The sequence below is a fragment of the Georgenia sp. EYE_87 genome (genome assembly GCF_023148685.1).
Classification (GTDB): Bacteria; Actinomycetota; Actinomycetes; order Actinomycetales; family Actinomycetaceae; genus Georgenia.
In genome coordinates, this window is the sequence record NZ_JAHXNL010000003.1 from 132,545 (window position 1) to 153,382 (window position 20,838).

Below are 20,838 nucleotides of genomic sequence, written 5' to 3' on the forward strand. Positions count from 1 at the left end.
GAACATAAACCGTTCCAAACACTCACGATCGTCGCTAGGGTCCGGGCTGGACGCCCCCTTGGGCGCCGCCTCACCGCACACCCCGCGGCGACGACGCCGCACGCCGACCGGGCAGCCCCGGCCGGCCCGACGAAGGAGTCCGACCACATGCCGCATCCCGATCCGACGGCTCCCGTGCGCCGTCGTCCCCGATGGCGGTTCCTCGCCGGCGCGGCCGGCCTGGCGCTGGCGTTCACCGGCGTCGTCGCCACCCCCGGCCCGCCGCCGGCGGCCGCGGAACCCGCCGAGCCGGCGGCCGCGCGAAGCACCGAGGTCTTCCCCGGCAACGACGGCCGCCCCCACGAGGTCACGTTCGACGAGAAGTCGTTCCTGGTCGACGGCGAGCGCCTCAACGTCTGGTCGGGCGAGTTCCACTACTGGCGCCTGCCGAGCCCGGACCACTGGCGCGACCTGCTGCAGAAGATCCGGGCGAACGGGTTCAACGCCGTCTCGCTGTACTTCTTCTGGGGCCTGCACCAGAGCACCTCGGGCGGGGAGTTCGACTTCTCGGGCGTCAAGGACATCGACCGGCTGCTGGAGATGGCCGCCGAGGAGGGCCTGTACGTCATCGCCCGCCCGGGCCCGTACGTCAACGCCGAGATCTCCATGGGCGGCCTGCCGGCGTACCTGGCGAACCGCGGGCCCGGCCTGCGCACCGCCGACCCGGAGAACCTCGCCGACTCCCTGGCCTGGCTCGACGCGTTCGACCGGATCGTCCTCGAGCACGAGGTCACCACCGGCAAGGGGTCGGTGATCATGTACCAGATCGAGAACGAGATGCTCTCCGAGAGCGAAGAGCGCGTGCGGTTCATGCGGGCGCTGACCGAGAAGGTCCGCGGCGACGGCATCTCCGTGCCCCTGTTCCACAACGACTACAACCTCGGCGGGCGCTTCGTGCCGGGCGAGGACGGCCCGGCGGGCGACGTCGGCCTGGACTTCTACGCGTACGACTCCTACCCGCTCGGCTTCAACTGCTCGGCCGGCCGCAACCGCATCGCCGACACCGAGGCCACCTACCGCACCCTCTCCCCCGACTTCCCGCAGTTCATCTCCGAGGCCCAGGGCGGCGCGTTCAGCCCGTGGGGCGCGTCCTTCGGGTTCGACCGGTGCGCCGAGTACGTCGACCCCGACTTCACCCGGCAGTGGGGCGCGAACAACATCGGCAACGGCGTGACGGCGTTCAACTACTACATGGCGTTCGGCGGGACGAACTGGGGCTGGACCGGCTCGCCGTCGTCCGGCTACACCTCCTACGACTACGGCGCGGCGATCGACGAGAACCGCCAGCTCACCCCCAAGCTTGCCGTCCAGAAGGAGATCGGCTACTTCCAGGCCACCGTCCCGCAGCTGGCCTCGATGCGGCCGCTGCCGTCGCCGGAGGTCACCGAGCTCGAGGGCGCCCCGGTCAACGGCTACGAGCGCGTGGCCACCGAGGACCTGGAGACCTCGGCCACCGGCAACGGCACCCGCTACCTGGGCTTCCGCCTCAACGACTCCAACAGCACGACCGAGACCCGGTTCACCACGTCCCTCACCCTGGGTGAGGAGGCCGAGCCGCAGACGGCGGAGCGCGTGAACGACGCCGACCCCGCCGTGACCTACACCGGCACCGGCTGGGAGCACGCCTCCGGGCAGGGCTGGACGGCCGGCGACCACGGCGGCGACGAGTCCTTCTCCGACGTCGCCGGCGACGCCGTCGAGCTGACGTTCACCGGCACCGGCGTCAAGGTGATCGCTCCGAGGGCGAACAACCACGGCATCGGACGGGTGCTGATCGACGGCGAGGAGGTCGGACGGACGAGCACGTGCCTGGCCGCGGGCGGCTACGTCAACGAGCACCAGGCCGTGGCGTTCGAGACCGACGGCCTGGACCCTCGCACCGAGCACACCATCCGCATCGAGGTCACCGGCGAGGTCGGCTGCCCGGACGGCAACGTCGAGCCCGGCGCGTTCGTCGCCGTCGACGCCTTCGAGACCACCCCGCCGCTGTACACGGTGGACGACTCCCAGCGCTCGGCCGAGGCCGGCGACGGCCTGGTCACCTACCACTCCACCGACCCGGCCGACCCGTGGGAGACCGCGTCCGGCCAGGCCTGGACGCAGGGCAACTACCTCGGCACCGAGACGTTCTCCGACAACCCCGGCGACTCCGTCGAGTACACCTTCACCGGCACCGGCATCCAGGTGATCGCGCCGCAGTCCGCCAACCACGGGGTCGCGCGGGTGCTGATCGACGGCGAGGAGGCCGGCACCTTCACCACGTACAGCCCGCCGCAGAACGCGGCCAAGCAGCACGTGGCCTTCGAGACCCGCGGCCTGCCCGACGGCGAGCACACCATCCGCGTCGAGGTCACCGGCGAGGTTGGCTCGGAGACGAGCCCCGACCCGGGCGCGTTCGTCTCGATCGACGCCTTCAACGTGCTCACCGCGGCCGACGACGCGGCCGAGGCGGAACCGACCGGCCCGACCTTCGACCGCGTCCCCCAGCAGGAGGGCACCTACCTGACCCTGCACGGGCGCGACGCCCTCATGCTGGCCGCGGACCTGAGGGTGGGCGAGCACGAGCTGTACTACTCCACCTCCCAGCCGGTGAAGGACATGCCGGTCGAGGGGGCGCGGCTGCTGACCGTCACCGGCGCGGCCGGCGACGCCGGGGAGACCGTGCTGCACTACGCCAGCGAGCCGCGGGTCGAGACGCTCGACGGCGAGGCGCCCGCCACCGTGTGGGACGGCGGGACCGGGACGCTGCGCCTGAACTACACGCACGGCGCGGCGACCTTCCGGGTCTCCGGCGGCGGCACCGAGGAGCCCCTGCTGCTGAAGCTCACCACCCGCGAGGACATGGCCGGCCTGTGGTCCGTGGCCGGCGCGCACGGCGGCGCCACCGACGGCGCCCCCGAGGGCCCGAACGCGGAGGTGCTGGTCACCGGCGCGCACCTGCTGCGCACCGTGGCCCTCGACGGCGCCACCGCGCACCTGACCGGCTCCATGACGCAGGCCGGCGAGATCGCCGTCCACCTGCCGCCCGGGGTCACCGCGGTGACGTGGAACGGCGAGCCGCTCGCCGACGTCGCCGCCGGTCCCGCCGGCGAGGTGACCGGCACCGTTCCCGGTCCGGCCGAGGTGGCGACGCCGGAGCTCACGTGGCGCACGGCGGCGGAGAGCCCGGAGGCCGACCCGGCCTTCGACGACTCCGCGTGGACCGTGGCGGGCTCGACGTCCGCGGCGAACCCGCGGCAGGGTCCCGGCCCGGTGCAGGGCGTGGTGCTGGACTCCAACCACTACCGCTTCTACGAGGGCGACGTCTGGTACCGCGCGCACTACACCGCCACCGATGCCGCGACGATCTCGCTGACCGGCAACGGCGGCACCGGCGGGCCCGGGCACGGGCGCAACTCGGCGAACATGCTCGTCTGGGTGAACGGCCACTACGCGGGCGCGGCGCCCGCGGAGGGGCGGGCGAAGACGTTCGAGATCCCGGCCGGGGCCACCGCCCCGGGCGAGGACGTCGTCGTCTCCGTGCTGGTGCGCAACCAGGGCCAGAACCTCGACTGGTCCGACGACGGCCTGTCGAAGCAGAACCGCGGGCTCCACGACGCCGATCTCGGCGCCACCGGGGAGGTGACCTGGAGGATCCAGGGCGCCCGCGACGTCGACACCCCGCTCGACACCGCCCGCACCCTGTACAACAACGGGGGCCTGTACGGGGAGCGGGCCGGCTGGTACCTGCCCGGCTACCCGTCGGAGGGCTGGGCCGACGCGGCCGACCTGCACGCGCCCGGGCCGGGCGTGCACTGGTACCGCACGTCGTTCGACCTGGACGTGCCCGCCGGGCAGGACACCGCGTTCGCGCTCGACGTCGCCTCCGAGCGGTTCGACGCCGGACGGAGCGACCGCGCGCGGACCGTCATGTTCGTCAACGGCTGGAACGTGGGCACCTGGGTCGGCAACGTCGGGCCGCAGACGCGGTTCACCATCCCGTCCGGGTTCCTCGACATGGACGGGACCAACGAGATCGCCATCGCGGTGACGGCGGAGGAGGCCGATCACGGCCCCGACGCCGTCTCCCTCGTCCAGGTCGGCAGCATGACGGGCAGCGTCCCGGCCGAACAGAACGAGGCCCCGGCGTTCGGCGAGGTCGGCGTCACGGCGTCGACCGACCTGACCCAGGCCCGGCGCGGGGAGACCGTCACCCTCGACGGCGCCGTCGAGCTGCCGGCTCTGGCGGGCGGCACGCTCGTCAAGACCACGGTCGACTGGGGCGACGGCACCGAGCCGGCGACGCTTCCCGGCACCGCGCTCACCGCGGCCCACCGCTGGACCGCCGCCGGGACGTACGCGGTGACCGTCGTGGTGCGGGACGTCGTCGGCGGGGCCGAGCTGGCGCGGACCGAGGTCAGCGTCGAGGTCTCCCACGCGGTGCTGCCGCCGGGCAGGGGCGGCACGGCGCCGGGTCAGGAGGGCAGGGCCTGACCCGAGCTGACCTCGCGCGCCGGGGTTGTCGAGGGGTCGTCACGGGCGACCACCTCGGCAGCCCCGGCGCCGGTTCAGGAGGGCAAGGCTTGACCCGAGCCGACGCAGCGCGCCGGGAGGTCAGGCGCTCTCCTCGAGAACCGGCTGGTGGTGGACCCGCACGACGGCGACCACCGGCGCGCGGTGGATCACCCCGCGGCTGACGGAGCCGAGCATGACGCTGGCGAGCCCGCCGTGCCCGCGACTGCCCACCACCACGAGGCTCTCGGTGCCTGCCGCCTCCACGATCGCGTCGACGGGGTGCGCGCCCGAGAGGCGCACCTCGACGGGAACGCCGTCGTGCTCGGCGGCGATCTCGTCGACGACCGCCCGGAGGTGCTGCTCGGCCCGCTCGACCTGGCGCGCCATCGTCACCAGCGCCGGCTCCGGGTACTCGACCCGGAACGGCACCTGACGGCTCACCGCCACGACCGTGACGCCGGAGCCGCGGCGACGTGCCTCCTCGAAGGCGTACGTGAGGGCCTCGCGGGGCGGGTCCTCCGGATCCGCGCCGACCACCACGGGCCCGGGCAGGTCGTCGACCTGCTGGCGCACGACGACCACCGGGCCCTGGGCGTGGGCGGCGACCTTCTGGGAGACCGAGCCGAGCAGCGGCCCGGTGAACCGGCCGAGCCCGCGCGCGCCGACCACCACCACGGAGGCCCGCCGGGAGGCGTCGACGAGCACGACCGAGGGGCGGCCCAGCACCGCCTGCCCGGACACCGCCAGGTCGGGGTGGGCCTCACGCACGCGGGAGACGTGCTTCTCGACCATCCGGTCGCCCGGCTGGAGCAGCTCGTCCGGGGGGACCGGATCGTAGCCCTCGGCCAGGGCCGGCCACTCGAACGCGTAGACCAGGTGGAGCGGCGCTCCACGCCGCGCCGCCTCCTTCGCGGCCCAGCTCACGGCCCGCACGGACCGGTCCGACCCGTCCACGCCGACGACCACGGCTCCCGACGGCACCTGCAGCTCTGCAGCCATCTCGCACCTCCGCACCGGCCGAAGGCGCCCCCCGCCGGCCGGAAGGCGCGGCCATGGTCACGGCCCACCGGTGCTGCTCCATCGTCCCAGGGTCGGCGCCGCGGTGGGGGCGACCTTCGTCCCGGCGTCGTCCCGGCGTCGCCCCGGCGCCGTGCCAGCGTCGTCCCCAGAACCCGCCGTGCCGTCCGTGTCGTCCCGGCGAGGAAGTGACGACTCACGACATCGGGCGTCAGCGGGGCCAGCGCAGGAGCAGGCGACGTCTCACGATCCAAAGCGGGATGGCCAGCAAGTGAGACGACGGCGGGACCCGACTCCGCCGTCGGGCCCGGTTCGACCTACCCTCGGCACGGCAGCTTCCCCGACCGAGACGAGTCCCGTGACCCCCGACCTTCGCACCATCGCCCGCGAGCGCATCCTCGTCCTCGACGGGGCGTGGGGGTCGTTGCTGCAGCAGGCGGGCCTGGAGGATGCGGACTTCCGGTTCGAGGGCGCCGACCCCGGCCGCGCCTACACGGGCGACTTCGACCTCCTGGCGCTGACCCGCCCCGACGTGCTGCGCGAGGTGCACCGCTCCTACTTCGCCGCGGGCGCGGACATCGCCACCACGAACACCTTCACCGCCACGACCATCGCGCAGGCCGACTACGGCACCGAGCACCTCGTCGGCGAGATCAACCGCCGGGCCGCCGCCCTGGCCCGCGAGGTCGCGGACGAGCTCACCGCGGCCGACGGTCGCCCCCGCTGGGTGGCCGGCGCGATGGGCCCGACCAACCGCACGGCGTCCCTCTCCCCCGACGTCGACCGCCCCGAGTACCGCGCCGTCACCTACGAGGACCTGCGCGCCGCGTACGCCGAGCAGGCCCGCGCCCTGCTCGACGGCGGGGCGGACCTGATCCTCGTCGAGACGGTCTTCGACACCCTCAACGCCAAGGCGGCGCTGCACGCGGTCGACGACGTCGGCGCCGAGCTGGGCCGCGCCGTCCCGGTGATGCTGTCGGGCACGATCACCGACGCCTCCGGCCGCACGCTCTCCGGCCAGACGCCGGAGGCGTTCGTCATCTCCACCGAGCACGCCGACCTGCTCTCCGTCGGCCTGAACTGCGCTCTCGGTCCCGAGGCGATGCGCCCGCACCTGCGCGAGATCGCGGGGGCCTCCGACCGGCTGGTCTCCGTCCACCCCAACGCCGGGCTGCCCAACGCCTTCGGCGGCTACGACGAGACCCCGGAGGACATGGCCGAGGTCCTCGGCGACTTCGCCCGGCAGGGCCTGGTCAACATCGTCGGCGGCTGCTGCGGCACCACCCCCGAGCACATCCGGGCGATCGCCGACGCCGTCGCGCGCCACCGCCCGCGCACCCCCGGCGAGCGGCCGCACCAGCTGCGCCTCGCCGGCCTCGAGCCGTTCACGCTCACGCCGGAGCTCAACTTCGTCAACGTCGGCGAGCGCACCAACGTCACCGGGTCGCCGCGGTTCAGCAAGGCCGTCCTGGCCGGGGACTGGAACGCGGCGGTGCAGATCGCCCGCCAGCAGGTCGAGGCGGGGGCCCAGCTCATCGACGTCAACCTCGACGAGGGCATGCTCGACGGCGTCGAGGCGATGACCCACTTCCTCAACCTGCTCGCCGCGGAGCCGGACATCTCCCGGGTGCCCGTGATGGTCGACTCCTCCCGGTGGGAGGTCATCGAGGCCGGGCTGCGTTGCCTGCAGGGCCGCGGCGTCGTCAACTCGATCTCGCTCAAGGACGGCGAGGAGGAGTTCCTGCGCCGCGCCGCCGTCGTCCGCCGCCACGGCGCCGCCATGGTGGTCATGGCCTTCGACGAGCAGGGCCAGGCGGACAGCTACCAGCGCCGGATCGAGGTGTGCGAGCGCGCGTACCGCCTGCTCACGGAGAAGGCGGGCGTGGCCCCGCAGGACATCATCTTCGACCCCAACGTGCTCACCGTCGCCACCGGCATGAGCGAGCACGACCGCTACGCCCTCGACTTCATCGAGGCCACCCGCTGGATCAAGGCCAACCTGCTCGGCGCGCTGGTCAGCGGCGGCATCTCCAACGTCTCCTTCAGCTTCCGGGGCAACAACCCGGTGCGCGAGGCGATGCACGCCGTCTTCCTCCTCCACGCCATCCGCGCGGGCCTGGACATGGGCATCGTCAACGCCGGCATGCTCGGGGTCTACGAGGACCTCGACCCCGTGCTGCGCGAGGCCGTCGAGGACGTCATCCTCGCCCGCCGCGAGGACGCCACCGACCGGCTCATCACCCTGGCCGAGAGCTACCGGGACCAGCAGCGCGAGGGCGGCGACGGCGCGGCCGCCCGGAACGCCTGGCGCGAGGCCCCCGTCCAGGACCGGATCCGGCACGCCATGGTCCACGGCATCTCCGACCACGTGGTCGACGACGCCGAGGAGGCCTACCAGGAGCTCGGCTCGGCCCTGGAGGTCATCGAGGGCCCGCTCATGGAGGGCATGGACGTGGTCGGCGACCTCTTCGGCGCGGGCAAGATGTTCCTGCCCCAGGTGGTGAAGTCCGCCCGCGTGATGAAGCGCGCGGTCGCGCACCTGACCCCCTACCTCGAGGCCGCGGCAGTCGACACCGGCGGGCGCTCCAAGGGCCGGGTGGTGCTCGCGACCGTCAAGGGCGACGTGCACGACATCGGCAAGAACATCGTCGGCGTGGTCCTGGCCTGCAACGGCTTCGAGATCACCGACCTCGGCGTGATGGTGCCCGCGGAGAAGATCCTCGACACCGCCGCGGAGATCGACGCCGACATCGTCGGTCTCTCCGGACTCATCACACCGAGCCTGGACGAGATGGTCAACGTGGCCGGCGAGATGACCCGTCGCGGGCTGAGCACCCCGCTGCTGATCGGCGGGGCCACCACCTCCGCCGCGCACACCGCGGTGAAGATCGACCCCGCCTACCGCGGCACCGTGGTGCACGTGGTCGACGCGAGCCGGGCGGTCGGCGTCGCGGCCGACGTCATCGGGCGCGAGGCCGAGATCGCCGAGCGGGTGCGCGGGGAGTACGCCGAACTGCGCGAGCGGCACGGCGCCAAGAAGGTCACCCTGGTGGACCTGGAGACCGCCCGCGCCGACTCGCGCGCCGTCGACGCCCCGGGCCAGCCCGCCCCGCGCACGCTGGGCCGCCGGGTGCTCGAGCCGGACCTCGACGAGCTGGTCGAGATCATCGACTGGACGCCGTTCTTCTCCGCGTGGGAGCTGCGCGGAACCTTCCCCGGCATCCTCGACGACCCGCGCCAGGGCGAGCAGGCCCGCCAGCTCCTCGCCGACGGGCGGGCCCTGCTGGACCGGATCGTCGGCGAGCGGCTATACGCCGCGCGCGGCGTCGTCGCCCTCTGGCCGGCCCGCCGCGAGGGGGACGACATCGTGGTCGCGGCGACCTCGGTCGACGCCGGACCGGACGGCGCCACCTCGGGCGGTTCCACCACCTTCCACACGCTGCGCCAGCAGAAGCAGCGCGCGAACCGCTACGCCGCGCTCGCCGACTTCGTGGCGCCGGAGGGCGACCACCTGGGCGGTTTCGCCGTCGCCGTCCACGGCGCCGACGAGCTGGCGCAGAAGTTCAAGGCCGACCACGACGACTACAACGCGATCCTCGCCCAGTCCCTCGCGGACCGGCTGGCCGAGGCGTTCGCCGAGTGGGCGCACCGGTACGTGCGCACCGAGCTCTGGGGCTACGCCCCGGACGAGGCGTTGCCCGTGCCCGAGCTCATCCGCGAGCGCTACGCCGGCATCCGGCCCGCGCCCGGCTACCCCGCGCAGCCGGACCACACGGAGAAGCGCACGCTCTTCGCGCTGCTCGGCGCGGAGGAGGCGGGGCTGGAGCTGACGGAGTCGTGCGCCATGACGCCGACGTCGGCGGTGTCCGGGCTGATCCTGGGCCACCCCGAGGCGACCTACTTCGCCGTCGGGAAGCTCGGGCGCGACCAGGTGGCCGACTACGCGGCCCGGAAGGGGTGGACGCTGGCGGAGGCCGAGACGTGGCTGGCGCCGAACCTGGGGTACACGCCGTAGCCGGCACAGCCTCCGCCTGGCGTCGGACCGACGCGCCCTGAACCACGGCTCCACCGGGCGGCGCGCCGAGACACGTCCCCTGGGCGGCGCGCCGCGGCACCGGTACGGTCGTGCGCACGGGGCACCGCCGCCCGACCCGACGGAAGGACAGCGATGGGCCGGATCGTCTTCTCCATCTCCGTCTCGCTGGACGGCTTCTTCGAGGGTCCTGACCGCGAGATCGACTGGCACCTCGTCGACGACGAGGTTCACCAGCACTTCAACGACTGGCTGCGCGAGGCCGGCGCCTTCCTCGAGGGCCGGGTCACCTACGAGCTCATGGCCGGCTACTGGCCCCACGCCGGTGAGGACCCGGCCGCCACGCCTGTCGAGAAGGACTTCGCGCGGATCTGGGTGGACATGCCGAAGATCGCCTTCTCCCGCACCCTGGACGAGGACGCGGACTGGAACACGGTGGTGTGGCGCGACGTCGACGCCAAGGAGATCGCGAAGCTCAAGGAGCGCACCGAGGGCGACCTCGTGGTCGGGGGGCCGGACCTTGCCGCGTCGTTCGCGGCGCTGGACCTCATCGACGAGTACCGCATCTACGTCCACCCGGTCCTGATCGGACGCGGCCGACCTTTCTTCCCGACGACGGACGCGCGCACGCGGCTCCGGCTCGCCGGGACCCACACCTTCGGCAACGGGGTGGTGCTGCTGCACTACGGGCGGGCGACGGCGGACGGGTCGTCCCCCGGCAGCCCGGACTGACCCAGCGAACGGGTCCCCCGGCAGCCCGGACTGACCCGGCGAACACGCATGCCCGCACGCCGCACCTCAGGGTCCGCACTGCTCACCTCGGGCCCTGCACGCGTCACCTCGGGGTCGGCACTGCTCACCTCGGGCCGTGCACGCGTTACCTCGGGCTTCGCCACTGCTCACCTCGGGCCGTGCACGCGTCACCTCGGGGTTCGCCACTCCTCACCTCGGGCCGTGCACGCGTCACCTCGGGCCGCGCACTCCTCCACCCAGGCCCAGCGCCCCGGGCTCGGAGCCGGCAGCCCAACCCGGGGGCCCCCACCGCCCCTGGCCCCGTTTTGCCATCCCTGGTCCCGCACTCCCGCCCGGGCCGCGTGAGCAGTAAGTGCTGTTCCGCAGATGAAGTCGTCTCAGACCGACTGGATCTGCCCAGCAGCACTTAACGGTGACCGCCTCGGCCAGCGGCGGGCCGCAACGGCCCGGCGACGGGGCGCCTCGGCCAGCGGCGGGGCACCACGGCCCGGCGACGGGGCACCTCGGCCAGCGGTGTGGCGCCTCGGCTAACCCTGGGGCGCTTCGGCGTCCCGGTGCCGCACCCGCACGACCGCCACGGCCGGCGCCCGGTGCAGCACCCCGCGGCTGACCGACCCGAGGAGCACGCTGGCCAGGCCTCCGTGCCCGCGGCTGCCGACGACGACGAGACTGTCCGTCCCGGCCTCCTCCACGATGGCGTCGGCGGGGTGAAGGGTGCTCTCGGAGATCTCGACGTCCACGCCGGGGAACTCGGCAGCGGTCTCGTCGACGATCTGCCGCAGGCGCTGGTGCGCCTCCTCCAGCTGGCGCGCGACCTTCATGCGAGCCGAGTCGGGCGCCTGGGCGCCACCGGCGAACCGGCGCCCCGCCCCCTTGACGACCGTGACGCCCACCTCTCGGCGCCGGGCCTCCTCGAAGGCGAAGCGCAGGGCCTCGGTCGGAGGGTCGAGCGGGTCGGCACCGACGACGACGGGCCCCGGCAGGGCGCCGACCTGCTCACGCACGACGATCACGGGGCCGTGCGCGTGGGCGGCCACCTTCTGCGAGACCGAGCCCAGCAGCGGGCCGGTGAACCGGCCGAGCCCACGCGCCCCGACGACGACCGCCGCCGCCGTCCGGGACGCCCCCACCAGGGCGACCGCGGGCTGGGAGACGATCACCTCGCCCGTGACGGCGAGGCCGGGGTACGCCTCGCGCATCCTCGTGACCTGCTCGTTCACCAGCCGTTCGGCCGCGTCGGTGAGCCCGGACGTGACGGTGGCGGGGTCGTACCCCTCGGTCACCGCCGGCCACTCGAAGACGTAGAGAAGGTGAAGCGGCGCACCCCACAGCCTCGCCTCCTCGGCGGCCCAGTCCGCCGCGCGCTGCGACCGCTCGGAACCGTCGACGCCGACGACGACGGCACCGGCCGGGACCTCCAGCTCCACGCTCATGGCCGACCTCCCTGGCTCGTCCCACCATCGTGGCAGCGAACGACGGCGCACGGAAGGAGTTGGGAGGCGGCCGCCACTGATCTGCGGCGGGGTCCCTGTACGTTGCCCACCAGGACTGGAATCCTTGAGAGCGCCGGCGAGCTCGCCGGTCACGACCGCAGAAGTGGTGAGCCGACATGTCCAGCAACTACCCCGAAGGATCGAGCGCCCGCACGCCGGACCGCTCCGGCGAGGACGGCGGGCAGTCCGCCCCGGCGCCGCGCGACCCGGAGAGCCCTGGCTACCACCAGCCGGGCGAGCCGGCGGTCGGCGAGCCGGGTCCCGCGGACGCCAGCGCCACGGGCGCGGCGCCGTACGGCCAGGGCACGGTTCCCCCGCCGCCCGCGTCGGCCGGACAGGACTGGCAGCAGGACGCAAGCTCCGCCGGGCACGGGCACGGCGGGTACGGGGCCGGCTACGGGCAGCCGCAGGCGGGCCAGGGCGCGCACCCTGGGTACGGCGCGCCGGGTGACGCCGGCCAGGGCGGGTACGGCGGCGCGTACGGGCAGGGCGGCGCATACGGCCAGGGGCAGCCCGGGGCCGCACCCCCGCAGTACGGCAGCTTCCAGCAGGGCCAGCACGGACAGCAGGACCAGTACGGACAGGCCGGCGCATACGGCCAGGGTCAGCCCGGAGCGGCACCCCCGCAGTACGGCAGCTTCCAGCACGGGCAGCAGGACCAGTACGGCCAGCCCGGTTACGGCCACCAGGGCTACGGGCAGGGCGGCCCCCAGTACGGGGGCCCGAACATCATGAGTGACGCCGACCAGCGGCTGTGGTCCACCCTCACCCACCTCAGCGGGCTCGTCTTCCTGCTGATCGGACCGCTGGTGATCTGGCTCGTGCTCCGCGAGCGCGGGGCGTTCGTGGAGGACCAGACCAAGGAGGCGCTCAACTTCAACATCACCCTGGTGATCCTCGGCGTCGTCATCACGATCATCTCCGTGATCACGCTGGGCATCGGGGCGATCCTGTACCTCTACTACATCGCCGCGGTGGTCTTCATGATCCTGGCCGCCGTCGCGGCCAACCGCGGCGAGCGCTACCGCTACCCGCTCACCATCCGACTCGTGAACTGAGGGCCCGTCTCATGCCCCGGGGCCCTCTCCGTGGACGGGACGGCGCCGTCTCGTGAACTGACGGCGCCGTCGTCGTCCACCGTCTGGCGGCGGGGCCCGGCGGTGCGGTCGCTGCCCGCGCCCAGAGCCCCGCGAGCGATCTGGGCATGGTGGCTCCTGTCACGGTGCGCCGAAAATGCCGGTTCGTCGCGTTAGTGTTGTCGCGCTAGTTGAACCAGCAACCACAGTCATCGTGGGCCCGGCCGATGAGGAGACCCGTGAGCAAGCAGCGCCACCAGGAGCGAGCCGAGAAGGTGGCGGCCATGCGCGCCGAGCAGCAGCGCAGGGACCGCAAGAACAAGATCCTGATCTTCGGGACCACGGGCGTGCTCGCGGTCGGGCTGATCACCGCGGCGGCGATCCCCCTTGTCAACCAGGCGCAGCAGAAGGCAGAGATCGAGGCCGCGGCGAACGCGCCGATCGAGGGCGTCCAGGAGACCACCGACCTGACCTCCAACCACGTCGAGGGCACGGTGGACTACGCGAGCGCGCCGCCCGTCGGCGGGGACCACAACGCCGTCTGGCAGAACTGCGGCGTCTACACCGAGCCGGTGGTCGACGAGCACGCCGTGCACTCCCTCGAGCACGGTGCCGTGTGGATCGCCTACTCGCCCGACCTCGCCGCCGACGACGTCGCCGCCCTCACCGCCAGGGCCGAGAACGAGCCGTACGTGCTCGTCAGCCCGTACGAGGGCGCCGAGTCACCGGTCACGCTGAGCGCGTGGGGCTTCCAGCTCGAGGTCGACGACCCCGACGACCCGCGCATCGACGCGTTCCTCGAGCGCTACGTGCAGGGCGAGCAGACCCCGGAGCCCGGCGCGGCGTGCTTCGGCGGCACCGGCACCCCGGTCTGAGCAGATGACGAACCCCGGGCAGACCTCGCAGGAGACTCCCCCGCTGACCGCGACGGACACCGCGCCGCAGGAGCCGCAGGGTCCTGAGAGGACCGGTGCGCCGTCGGCACGGCTGGGCGGCCCGCTGGCGGCGGCCGTCGTCGTCCTCGTCGCGGCGGTCGCGGCCGTGGTCGGCCTGCTCGTGGGCTCGCGCCTGGGCGCGGTCGACGCCACGGAGCACCCGGCCGAGGGCTCGGTGGACGTCGGCTTCGCCCGCGACATGCAGGACCACCACGGTCAGGCGGTCCAGATGGCCACGCTCGTGCGGGACCGCACGGACGACGAGGCGATCCGCAGCATCGCGCTCGACATCACCCTCACCCAGCAGCACCAGGCGGGGCAGATGTTCGCCTGGCTCGAGGAGTGGGGGCTGCCGCAGAGCTCGACGGAGCCGCCGATGCTGTGGATGGCGGACCACGGTGACCACGCGGACGCCGTCGCCCAGGGCGGTCTGATGCCGGGGATGGCGACCCAGGCGGAGCTCAACCAGCTCGCCGCCGCCAGCGGCGAGGACGCGGAGCGGCTGTTCCTCACCCTGATGATCGAGCACCACGAGGCCGGCGTGGACATGGCGGAGTACGCGGTCGACGACGCGAAGGAAGACGTGGTCACGCACCTCGCCGCGACCATCGTGCAGTCGCAGTCGGCGGAGCTGACGGTTCTTCAGGACCTGCTCGCGGCCCGCGGCGGCCCGCCGGAGTGAGCGGGGTGCCGGCCCTCGCGCCATGCCGGGTCTGACCTGGAGGCGCGGCCGTTGGCCGGCGCCGACGAACCGCGACCTCCGGCCGTCGGCCGGCGTCGCGCGGCTGTTACGCGGCAACGAGATCGAGGATCGGGTTCGCCGAACGCTACTGGCGAACCAGATCCTCGATCTCGTTCGGGTGGAGAGCTCCGGCAGTCCCACGTCGAGCCGACCCACCACGCGCTGGTCGAGGGCGTGACGCCAGGACGGCCTCAAGGCCGCCCCGGACTACACCGCTGTGGGACTCAGCCGGGCGAGCGCCTCGAGCGCGCGCTGGGTGTCGGCCCGCACCTGGGCCTCCATCTCCCGGCTCAGCGGGGTGCGAGGCGGGCGGCAGGGTCCGCCGTAGCGCCCGACCATGTCCATGCCGAGCTTGATGGCCTGGACGAACTCGGTCCGGGAGTCCCAGCGGAAGGCGGCGATGAGGCTGCGGTAGATCTCGCGGGCCTCGTCGTACCGGCCTTCGGCCATGTAGTTGTAGACCGCGACGGTCTCCGCCGGGAAGACGTTCGGGTACCCGCCGAACCAGCCGACCGCGCCGTCGACCATCAGCTCGAACAGGACGTCGTCCGCGCCGGCGATGACATCGATGCTCGTGCCGGCCGCCTCGCAGGCGTCGTTGATCTCGAACGCCCGGCGCACGTCCGCGCTGAACTCCTTGATCGCGACGACGTTCTCGATCCCGGCGAGCTCGGCGACGAGGTCGGGCGTGAGGTCGACCTTGGTGTCGAAGGGGTTGTTGTAGATCATCATCGGCAGGCCCGCCTCGGAGACCTTCTCGAAGTGCTCGACGATCCCGCGCCGGTCCGAGCGGTACATCGTCGGCGGCAGGCACAGCACGCCGTCGGCGCCGTCCTCGGCCGCGAGCTCCGCCCAGTGCTTGGCCTGGTGCCAGCCCGGACCGTGGACGCCGGCGACGACGACGCCCCGGTCCCCCACCGCCTGGACCGCGGTCTGGACGACCCGCCGGCGCTCCTCGTCCGTCAGCGAGGAGTACTCGCCGAGCGAGCCGTTGGGCCCGACGCCGCGGCAGCCGTTGTCGATGAGCCACTCGCAGTGGGCGGCGAACCGGTCGTGGTCGACCTCGAGGCCGGCCGGGGCCGACGGGTTCTCCTTGTACGGCAGCGCGGTCGCGACGACGACGCCGCCGAGGTTGAGCTCTCGAGCCATGCCAACACCTTTCTCCTGCCGCCGAGCCACGGTGCTCAGCAGTAATATGTGACACTGTACCGGTACTTGCGGTGGTTGCCCACCCCCCGCCGGGCGGGGTCAGCCCATGTAGGCCTCGATGATCGCCTTGTCTTTCGCCAGCTCGGCCGCCGGGCCGGAGAGGGACACGCGTCCGGTCTCGATGACGTAGGCGCGGTCGGCGATCCGCAGCGCGGCCCGGGCGTTCTGCTCGACGAGGAGGACGGTCGTGCCGCCGTCGTTGATCTGCTTGATCAGCTCCATGACCTGCTTGACCACGAGAGGCGCCAGCCCCATCGACGGCTCGTCGAGGAGGAGCAGCTGCGGCTTGCCGACGTAGGCGCGGCCGATCGCGAGCATCTGCTGCTCACCGCCGGAGAGGGTGCCGCCCTGCTGCGACCGCCGCTCGGCCAGGCGCGGCAGCAGCTGGTAGACGTCGTCGATCCGGGCGGCGAGGGCGCGCTGGTCACCGGTCTGGTAGCCGCCCAGCTGGAGGTTCTCGTGCACGGTCATCGTGGAGAAGATCCGGCGCCCCTCGGGCACCTGGATGAGGCCGTCGCGCACGAGGTCCCACGGCTTGGCGCGGGTGATGTCCCGCCCGCGCCAGGTCACGGTGCCGCTGTGCGCCCGGAACAGGCCGGAGACCATCGACAGCGTCGACGTCTTCCCGGCCCCGTTGTTGCCGAGCAGCGCGACGATCTCCTTCTCCCTGACCTCCAGGGTCAGCTGCCGCAGCGCCTTGACGCGGCCGTAGAACAGGTCCACGTCCCGCAGCTCGAGCTCCGCCGTCGTCATGACTCCTCGCCCTCGTCCGCACCGAGGTACGCCTCGATGACCTGGGGGTTTCTCCTGACCTCGTCGGGCGTGCCCTCCGCGATCTCGCGACCGAAGTTCAGCACGACGATGCGTTCGGAGATGTTCATGACCAGCCCCATGTCGTGCTCGATCAGGACCACCCCGATGCCCATGTCCCGGATCCGGCGGATCAGGGCGATGAGGTCCTGCTTCTCGCTGTGGTTCAGGCCCGCCGCCGGCTCGTCGAGCAGCAGCATCTTCGGCTGCGACGCCAGCGCCCGGGCGATCTCCACGCGTCGCTGCTCGCCGTAGGGCAGCTGCGAGGCGAGCAGGTCCTCGTCGAGGGAGTAGCCGACGAAGTCGAGCCAGCCGCGCGCGTCCTCGAGGCACTGGCGCTCGACGCGCCGGTAGCGCGGGGTGTGGAGGATGGCGTCGAAGACGTTCTGCGAGATCCGCGCGTGCATCGCCGTCTTGACGTTGTCGACGACGGTCATCTCCCTGAACATGCGGACGTTCTGGAAGGTCCGGCCCAGGCCGAGCTTGACGATCGAGGACGGCAGCCGGCGGATGATGCTCTCGCCGTCGAAGAGGATGTCGCCCGACGTCGGTCGGTAGAAGCCGGTGATGCAGTTGAACGCACTGGTCTTCCCGGCACCGTTGGGCCCGATCACGGAGATGATCTCGCCGGGGTAGGCGTCGAAGGTCAGCCCGTCGACCGCCTTGACCCCGCCGAACCGGAGCCTGAGGTCCCGGACGGACAGCAGCGGCGTCCGACCGTCCCGCTGCGCCCGGTGCTCGGGCGCCGTCGTGACGGCGTCGACCGCGGCCACCGCACTCTCCTGCCCGTCTACGCTCATGCCAGCTCCTCCGACCTGTCGACGTTCTCGGAGGGCTCACCGTGGTCGGTGAAACCCTCCCGGGGGGAGCGGCCCCTGGCCCGGAACCGCAGGAACGGCAGCACCGCCGTCGAGGGCCACAGGCCCTGCGGCCGGAAGAGCATCATCAGCACGAGGAGCACCCCGAAGAGCAGGTACCGCCAGCTCGAGAAGTCGCGCAGCAGCTCGGGCGCCAGCGAGATGACGAGCGCGCCGATGATCACGCCCGGCGTGGAGCCCATCCCGCCGAGGACGACGGCCATGAGCAGCAACGCCGAGTTGAGGAAGACGAACGACGTCGGGCTGATCGCGGTCTGGTGGGCCGCCATGAGGATGCCTGCCAGACCGCCGAAGATCGCGCCCATGACGTAGGCGGCCAGCTTGGCCAGGTAGGTGTTGATGCCCATCGCCTCGGCGGCGTCCTCGTCGTCCTTGATCGCCCGCCAGGCGCGGCCGAGCCGGCCGCGGCCCAGCCGGGAGACGGCGAGCACGGTGAAGGCGCCGCCGGCCAGCACGGCCGTGTAGTACAGGAGGATCTTGCCGTTGAAGTGGATACCGAACAGGTCGAGACCGTCGCGGAACGACCAGCCGAGGAACTCGAACGTGGGGATGCCGCTGATCCCGGACGGGCCGCCGGTGAGGTCGAGGTTGTTGGCCGTGAGCCGGATGATCTCGCCGAAGCCGAGGGTCACGATGGCGAGGTAGTCGCTGCGCAGCCGGAGCGTCGGCCCGCCGATGATGAGTCCCGCGCCGATGCAGGCGACGATGACGAACGGGACGGTGAGCACGAGCGGCATCTCGTTCGTGGCCAGGACGCCGGAGGTGTAGGCGCCCACCGCGAAGAAGGCGTAGTAGCCCAGGTCGAGCAGGCCGGCGTAGCCGACGACGATGTTCAGGCCCATCGCCAGCATGATGTAGATGAACGCCGAGGTGCCGATGGAGATGATGTACGGCGAGGCGTTGATGAACGGCAGCGCGAGGGCGAGGAGGAGCAGGACCCCGCCGACGAGCGACATGAACCGCCGCGGCTCGCGCAGACCACGGGCGGGGGCCGGCCGGACGCGGGTGGGGGCGGGTGGCTCGATGCGGTAGGTCAGGCCGTGGACCGACCGGGTCTCTGGAGCTCGGGTGGTCATGGCGGTCACATCCGTTCCACGACGCGGGCGCCGAGGATGCCCGTGGGTCGGAGGGAGAGGAAGAGGATCAGGCAGGCGAAGGAGAAGACGTCGCGCCACTCGCCGCCGAGGAAGGAGGTGCCGAACGACTCCAGCAGGCCGAGCAGGATCCCGCCGAGCATGGCGCCGTAGAGATTACCGATGCCGCCGATGACGGCGGCCGTGAAAGCCTTCAGGCCGATGACGAACCCCATGAGGAAGTCGACGGTCCCGTAGTAGGCGCCCGCCATCACGCCCGCGGCGCCCGCGAGCGCGGAGCCGATGAAGAACGTGCGGGAGATGACGCGGTCGACGTTGACGCCCATGAGCTTCGCGGCCTGCGGGTCGAGCGCGATCGCGCGCATGGCGCGGCCGTCGCGGGAGCGCATGACGAGGAAGTTCAGCGCCACCATGAGGAGGCCTGCGACGGCGAAGAGGATGAGCTGCGGCAGCGTGATGCGCGCGCCCAGGAGGTTGAACGTCTCCCCGGTCAGCCGCACCGGGTAGACCCGGGGGTTGGGGCCCATGATCTGGCGGACGCCGTACTCGAGGATGAAGGAGACGCCGACGGCGGTGATGAGCACCGCGAGGCGGGGGCTGCCGCGCAGCGGGCGGTAGGCGACCCGCTCGACGAACACGCCCAGCAGGCCCGTGAGGACCATGGCGACGAGCAGGACGAGCAGCAGCGACATGAGGCCGCCGCTCGCGACGAGGCCCGTGACCGTGGAGAAGAGCAGGAAGCCGGCGAAGGCGCCGACCATGTACACGTCGCCGTGGGCGAAGTTCAGCAGCTTGATGATCCCGTAGACCATGGAGTAGCCGAGCGCGACGAGGGCGTAGAAGGAGCCGACGAAGAGTCCGTCGACGACGAGCTGGAGCACGCGCGTGGTCCTCTCGGAGGGTGAGGAGGGAACGGCGCCCGGGCGGGCCGGCGGCCCGCCCGGGCGGTGACGGTCAGCCCTGCAGGTCGTCCTTGAGGACGAACTCGCCCTCCGGCCCGACCTCGACGATGGCGAAGCCGCCCTCGGCGAGGGTGCCCTCCTCGGTGAACTCCAGCGGCCCGGAGAACAGCTCGAGCCCGTTGATGTTCTGGATGGCCTCGATGAGCGCCTCGCTGTCCGTGCTGCCCGCCTGCTCGATCCCCTCGGCGACGACGCGGACGGCGTCGTAGGCCTGGGTCGAGTACGGCCCGGGGCCCTCGCCGTAGGCCTCCTCGTACTTGGTGATCCACTCGTCGGCGCCCTCGAGCATGTCGGGCGTCTGCGTGAAGGTGCCCTCGACCCCCTGGGCGGCCTCGCCGGCGATCTCGGAGAACTTCGCGTCGACGGTCCCGTCGGCCACGAGCAGCTCGCCGTCGTAGCCGGCGGCGGCCAGCTGGGAGGCGATCAGGCCGCCCTCCTGGTAGTAGCCGGTCCAGTAGACCATGTCGGGGTCGGCGGACAGGATCGAGTTGACGTTGGCGGAGTAGTCCGACTCCCCGGCGGTCACGGACTCCTGCAGGACGATCTCGATGCCCGTGCCGTCGGCCTGCTCGGCGACGGCGTCGGCGAGGTCGGCGGAGTAGTCGGTGTTGTCGTCGACGAGGGCGAGGCGTGTCACGCCCTGCTTCTCCGCCCAGGCCAGGGCGGCCTGGGCCTGCTGGTCGCCGGTGCCGTTGATGAGGAAGACGCCCTCCTGGTCGGCCTCGACGAGCTGGTTGGAGTTCGCCGCCGGGATGACCATCGGGACGCCGGCGTCGACGAAGATCGGGAGGGTCGGCAGCGTCGCGCCGGAGCAGTACCCGCCGACCGAGGCGACGATGCCGGAGGTGATGAGCTTGTTGGCGGCGGCGGTGGCGCTGGTGGCGTCGCACGCGTCGTCCTCCGTGACGAGCTCGAGGTCGCGGCCCAGGACGCCGCCGGCCTCGTTGATCTCGTCGATCGCCATCTGGGCGCCGTTCTCCATGTACGGGCCGAAGGCGGCCTCCGAGCCGGAGAACGGGGCGAGCATGCCGAGGACGATGGGGCCCTCCTCCGTGCCCTCGTCCCCGCCTCCCGTGACGCCGCCGGAGCAGGCGCTCAGCGCGAGCGCCGAGACGGCGCCCAGAGCCAGGATGCGAAGCTGCGGTCGACGCCGCCGGGAGTGGTTGGTCATGTCGAGTCCTTCCGAAGACGCCTGTGTCTTACCGCCTGGACCGGCGGACGATGGGGTGTCACACATTACATACCGCTGTGGGGTCCGCCTACCGTTTCTCCGACCGAGACAGACTTGTGACTCGGGCGACAT

Annotated in this window: 14 protein-coding genes; 6 read left to right on the forward strand and 8 right to left on the reverse strand. The window is 72.4% G+C overall.

The features are described 5' to 3' along the window. Positions 1-147 precede the first annotated feature (147 nt). Positions 148-4,512: a beta-galactosidase gene (locus KZX45_RS06350; protein ID WP_248256880.1), complete on the forward strand. Its 4,365-nt coding sequence runs from the start codon at positions 148-150 to the stop codon at positions 4,510-4,512. 120 nt (positions 4,513-4,632) lie between these two features. Here KZX45_RS06350 and KZX45_RS06355 read toward each other — a convergent pair whose 3' ends face one another. After that, positions 4,633-5,532 (reverse strand): universal stress protein, encoded by a 900-nt coding sequence (locus KZX45_RS06355; protein WP_248256881.1) that lies wholly within the window; start codon positions 5,530-5,532, stop codon positions 4,633-4,635. Positions 5,533-5,908: 376 nt separating this feature from the next. Here KZX45_RS06355 and metH point away from each other — a divergent pair, with 376 nt between their 5' ends. Both metH and KZX45_RS06365 read left to right on the forward strand, forming a co-directional pair. Next, positions 5,909-9,565: a methionine synthase gene (gene metH, locus KZX45_RS06360; protein ID WP_248256882.1), complete on the forward strand. Its 3,657-nt coding sequence runs from the start codon at positions 5,909-5,911 to the stop codon at positions 9,563-9,565. A gap of 153 nt (positions 9,566-9,718) precedes the next feature. Next, positions 9,719-10,315: a dihydrofolate reductase family protein gene (locus KZX45_RS06365; RefSeq protein ID WP_248256883.1), complete on the forward strand. Its 597-nt coding sequence runs from the start codon at positions 9,719-9,721 to the stop codon at positions 10,313-10,315. A 548-nt stretch (positions 10,316-10,863) separates the two neighbouring features. On the opposite strand, the gene KZX45_RS06370 is transcribed toward KZX45_RS06365, so the two are convergent. Then, positions 10,864-11,769 carry a universal stress protein gene (locus KZX45_RS06370; RefSeq protein ID WP_248256884.1) on the reverse strand — a complete coding sequence of 302 codons (906 nt, stop codon included), beginning with the start codon at positions 11,767-11,769 and terminating at the stop codon, positions 10,864-10,866. Positions 11,770-11,945: 176 nt separating this feature from the next. Here KZX45_RS06370 and KZX45_RS06375 point away from each other — a divergent pair, with 176 nt between their 5' ends. The 3 genes from KZX45_RS06375 (at position 11,946) to KZX45_RS06385 (ending at position 14,522) form a co-directional block, all read left to right on the forward strand. Further along, positions 11,946-12,887 (forward strand): DUF4870 domain-containing protein, encoded by a 942-nt coding sequence (locus KZX45_RS06375; RefSeq protein WP_248256885.1) that lies wholly within the window; start codon positions 11,946-11,948, stop codon positions 12,885-12,887. Positions 12,888-13,144: 257 nt separating this feature from the next. Then, positions 13,145-13,780 carry a DUF3105 domain-containing protein gene (locus tag KZX45_RS06380; protein WP_248256886.1) on the forward strand — a complete coding sequence of 212 codons (636 nt, stop codon included), beginning with the start codon at positions 13,145-13,147 and terminating at the stop codon, positions 13,778-13,780. A 4-nt stretch (positions 13,781-13,784) separates the two neighbouring features. Continuing rightward, positions 13,785-14,522 carry a DUF305 domain-containing protein gene (locus KZX45_RS06385; protein ID WP_248256887.1) on the forward strand — a complete coding sequence of 246 codons (738 nt, stop codon included), beginning with the start codon at positions 13,785-13,787 and terminating at the stop codon, positions 14,520-14,522. A 267-nt stretch (positions 14,523-14,789) separates the two neighbouring features. Here KZX45_RS06385 and KZX45_RS06390 read toward each other — a convergent pair whose 3' ends face one another. The 6 genes from KZX45_RS06390 to KZX45_RS06415 all read right to left on the reverse strand — a co-directional run bounded on the left by KZX45_RS06390 (position 14,790) and on the right by KZX45_RS06415 (position 20,706). Then, complete coding sequence (locus tag KZX45_RS06390) at positions 14,790-15,731, reverse strand: dihydrodipicolinate synthase family protein (RefSeq protein WP_248256888.1); 942 nt, start codon at positions 15,729-15,731, stop codon at positions 14,790-14,792. Positions 15,732-15,830: 99 nt separating this feature from the next. Next, positions 15,831-16,544 (reverse strand): ABC transporter ATP-binding protein, encoded by a 714-nt coding sequence (locus KZX45_RS06395; RefSeq protein WP_248256889.1) that lies wholly within the window; start codon positions 16,542-16,544, stop codon positions 15,831-15,833. Beyond that, on the reverse strand, positions 16,541-17,401 hold the full coding sequence (locus tag KZX45_RS06400) for an ABC transporter ATP-binding protein (protein WP_248256890.1): 861 nt from the start codon (positions 17,399-17,401) through the stop codon (positions 16,541-16,543). Before KZX45_RS06400 ends, KZX45_RS06395 begins: the two co-directional genes overlap by 4 nt. Further along, entirely contained in the window at positions 17,398-18,555 is a 1,158-nt protein-coding gene (locus KZX45_RS06405) for a branched-chain amino acid ABC transporter permease (protein WP_248256891.1), read from the reverse strand. Before KZX45_RS06405 ends, KZX45_RS06400 begins: the two co-directional genes overlap by 4 nt. A gap of 5 nt (positions 18,556-18,560) precedes the next feature. Next, positions 18,561-19,454 (reverse strand): branched-chain amino acid ABC transporter permease, encoded by an 894-nt coding sequence (locus KZX45_RS06410; RefSeq protein WP_248256892.1) that lies wholly within the window; start codon positions 19,452-19,454, stop codon positions 18,561-18,563. 73 nt (positions 19,455-19,527) lie between these two features. Then, positions 19,528-20,706 carry a branched-chain amino acid ABC transporter substrate-binding protein gene (locus KZX45_RS06415; RefSeq protein WP_248256893.1) on the reverse strand — a complete coding sequence of 393 codons (1,179 nt, stop codon included), beginning with the start codon at positions 20,704-20,706 and terminating at the stop codon, positions 19,528-19,530. Positions 20,707-20,838 lie beyond the last annotated feature (132 nt).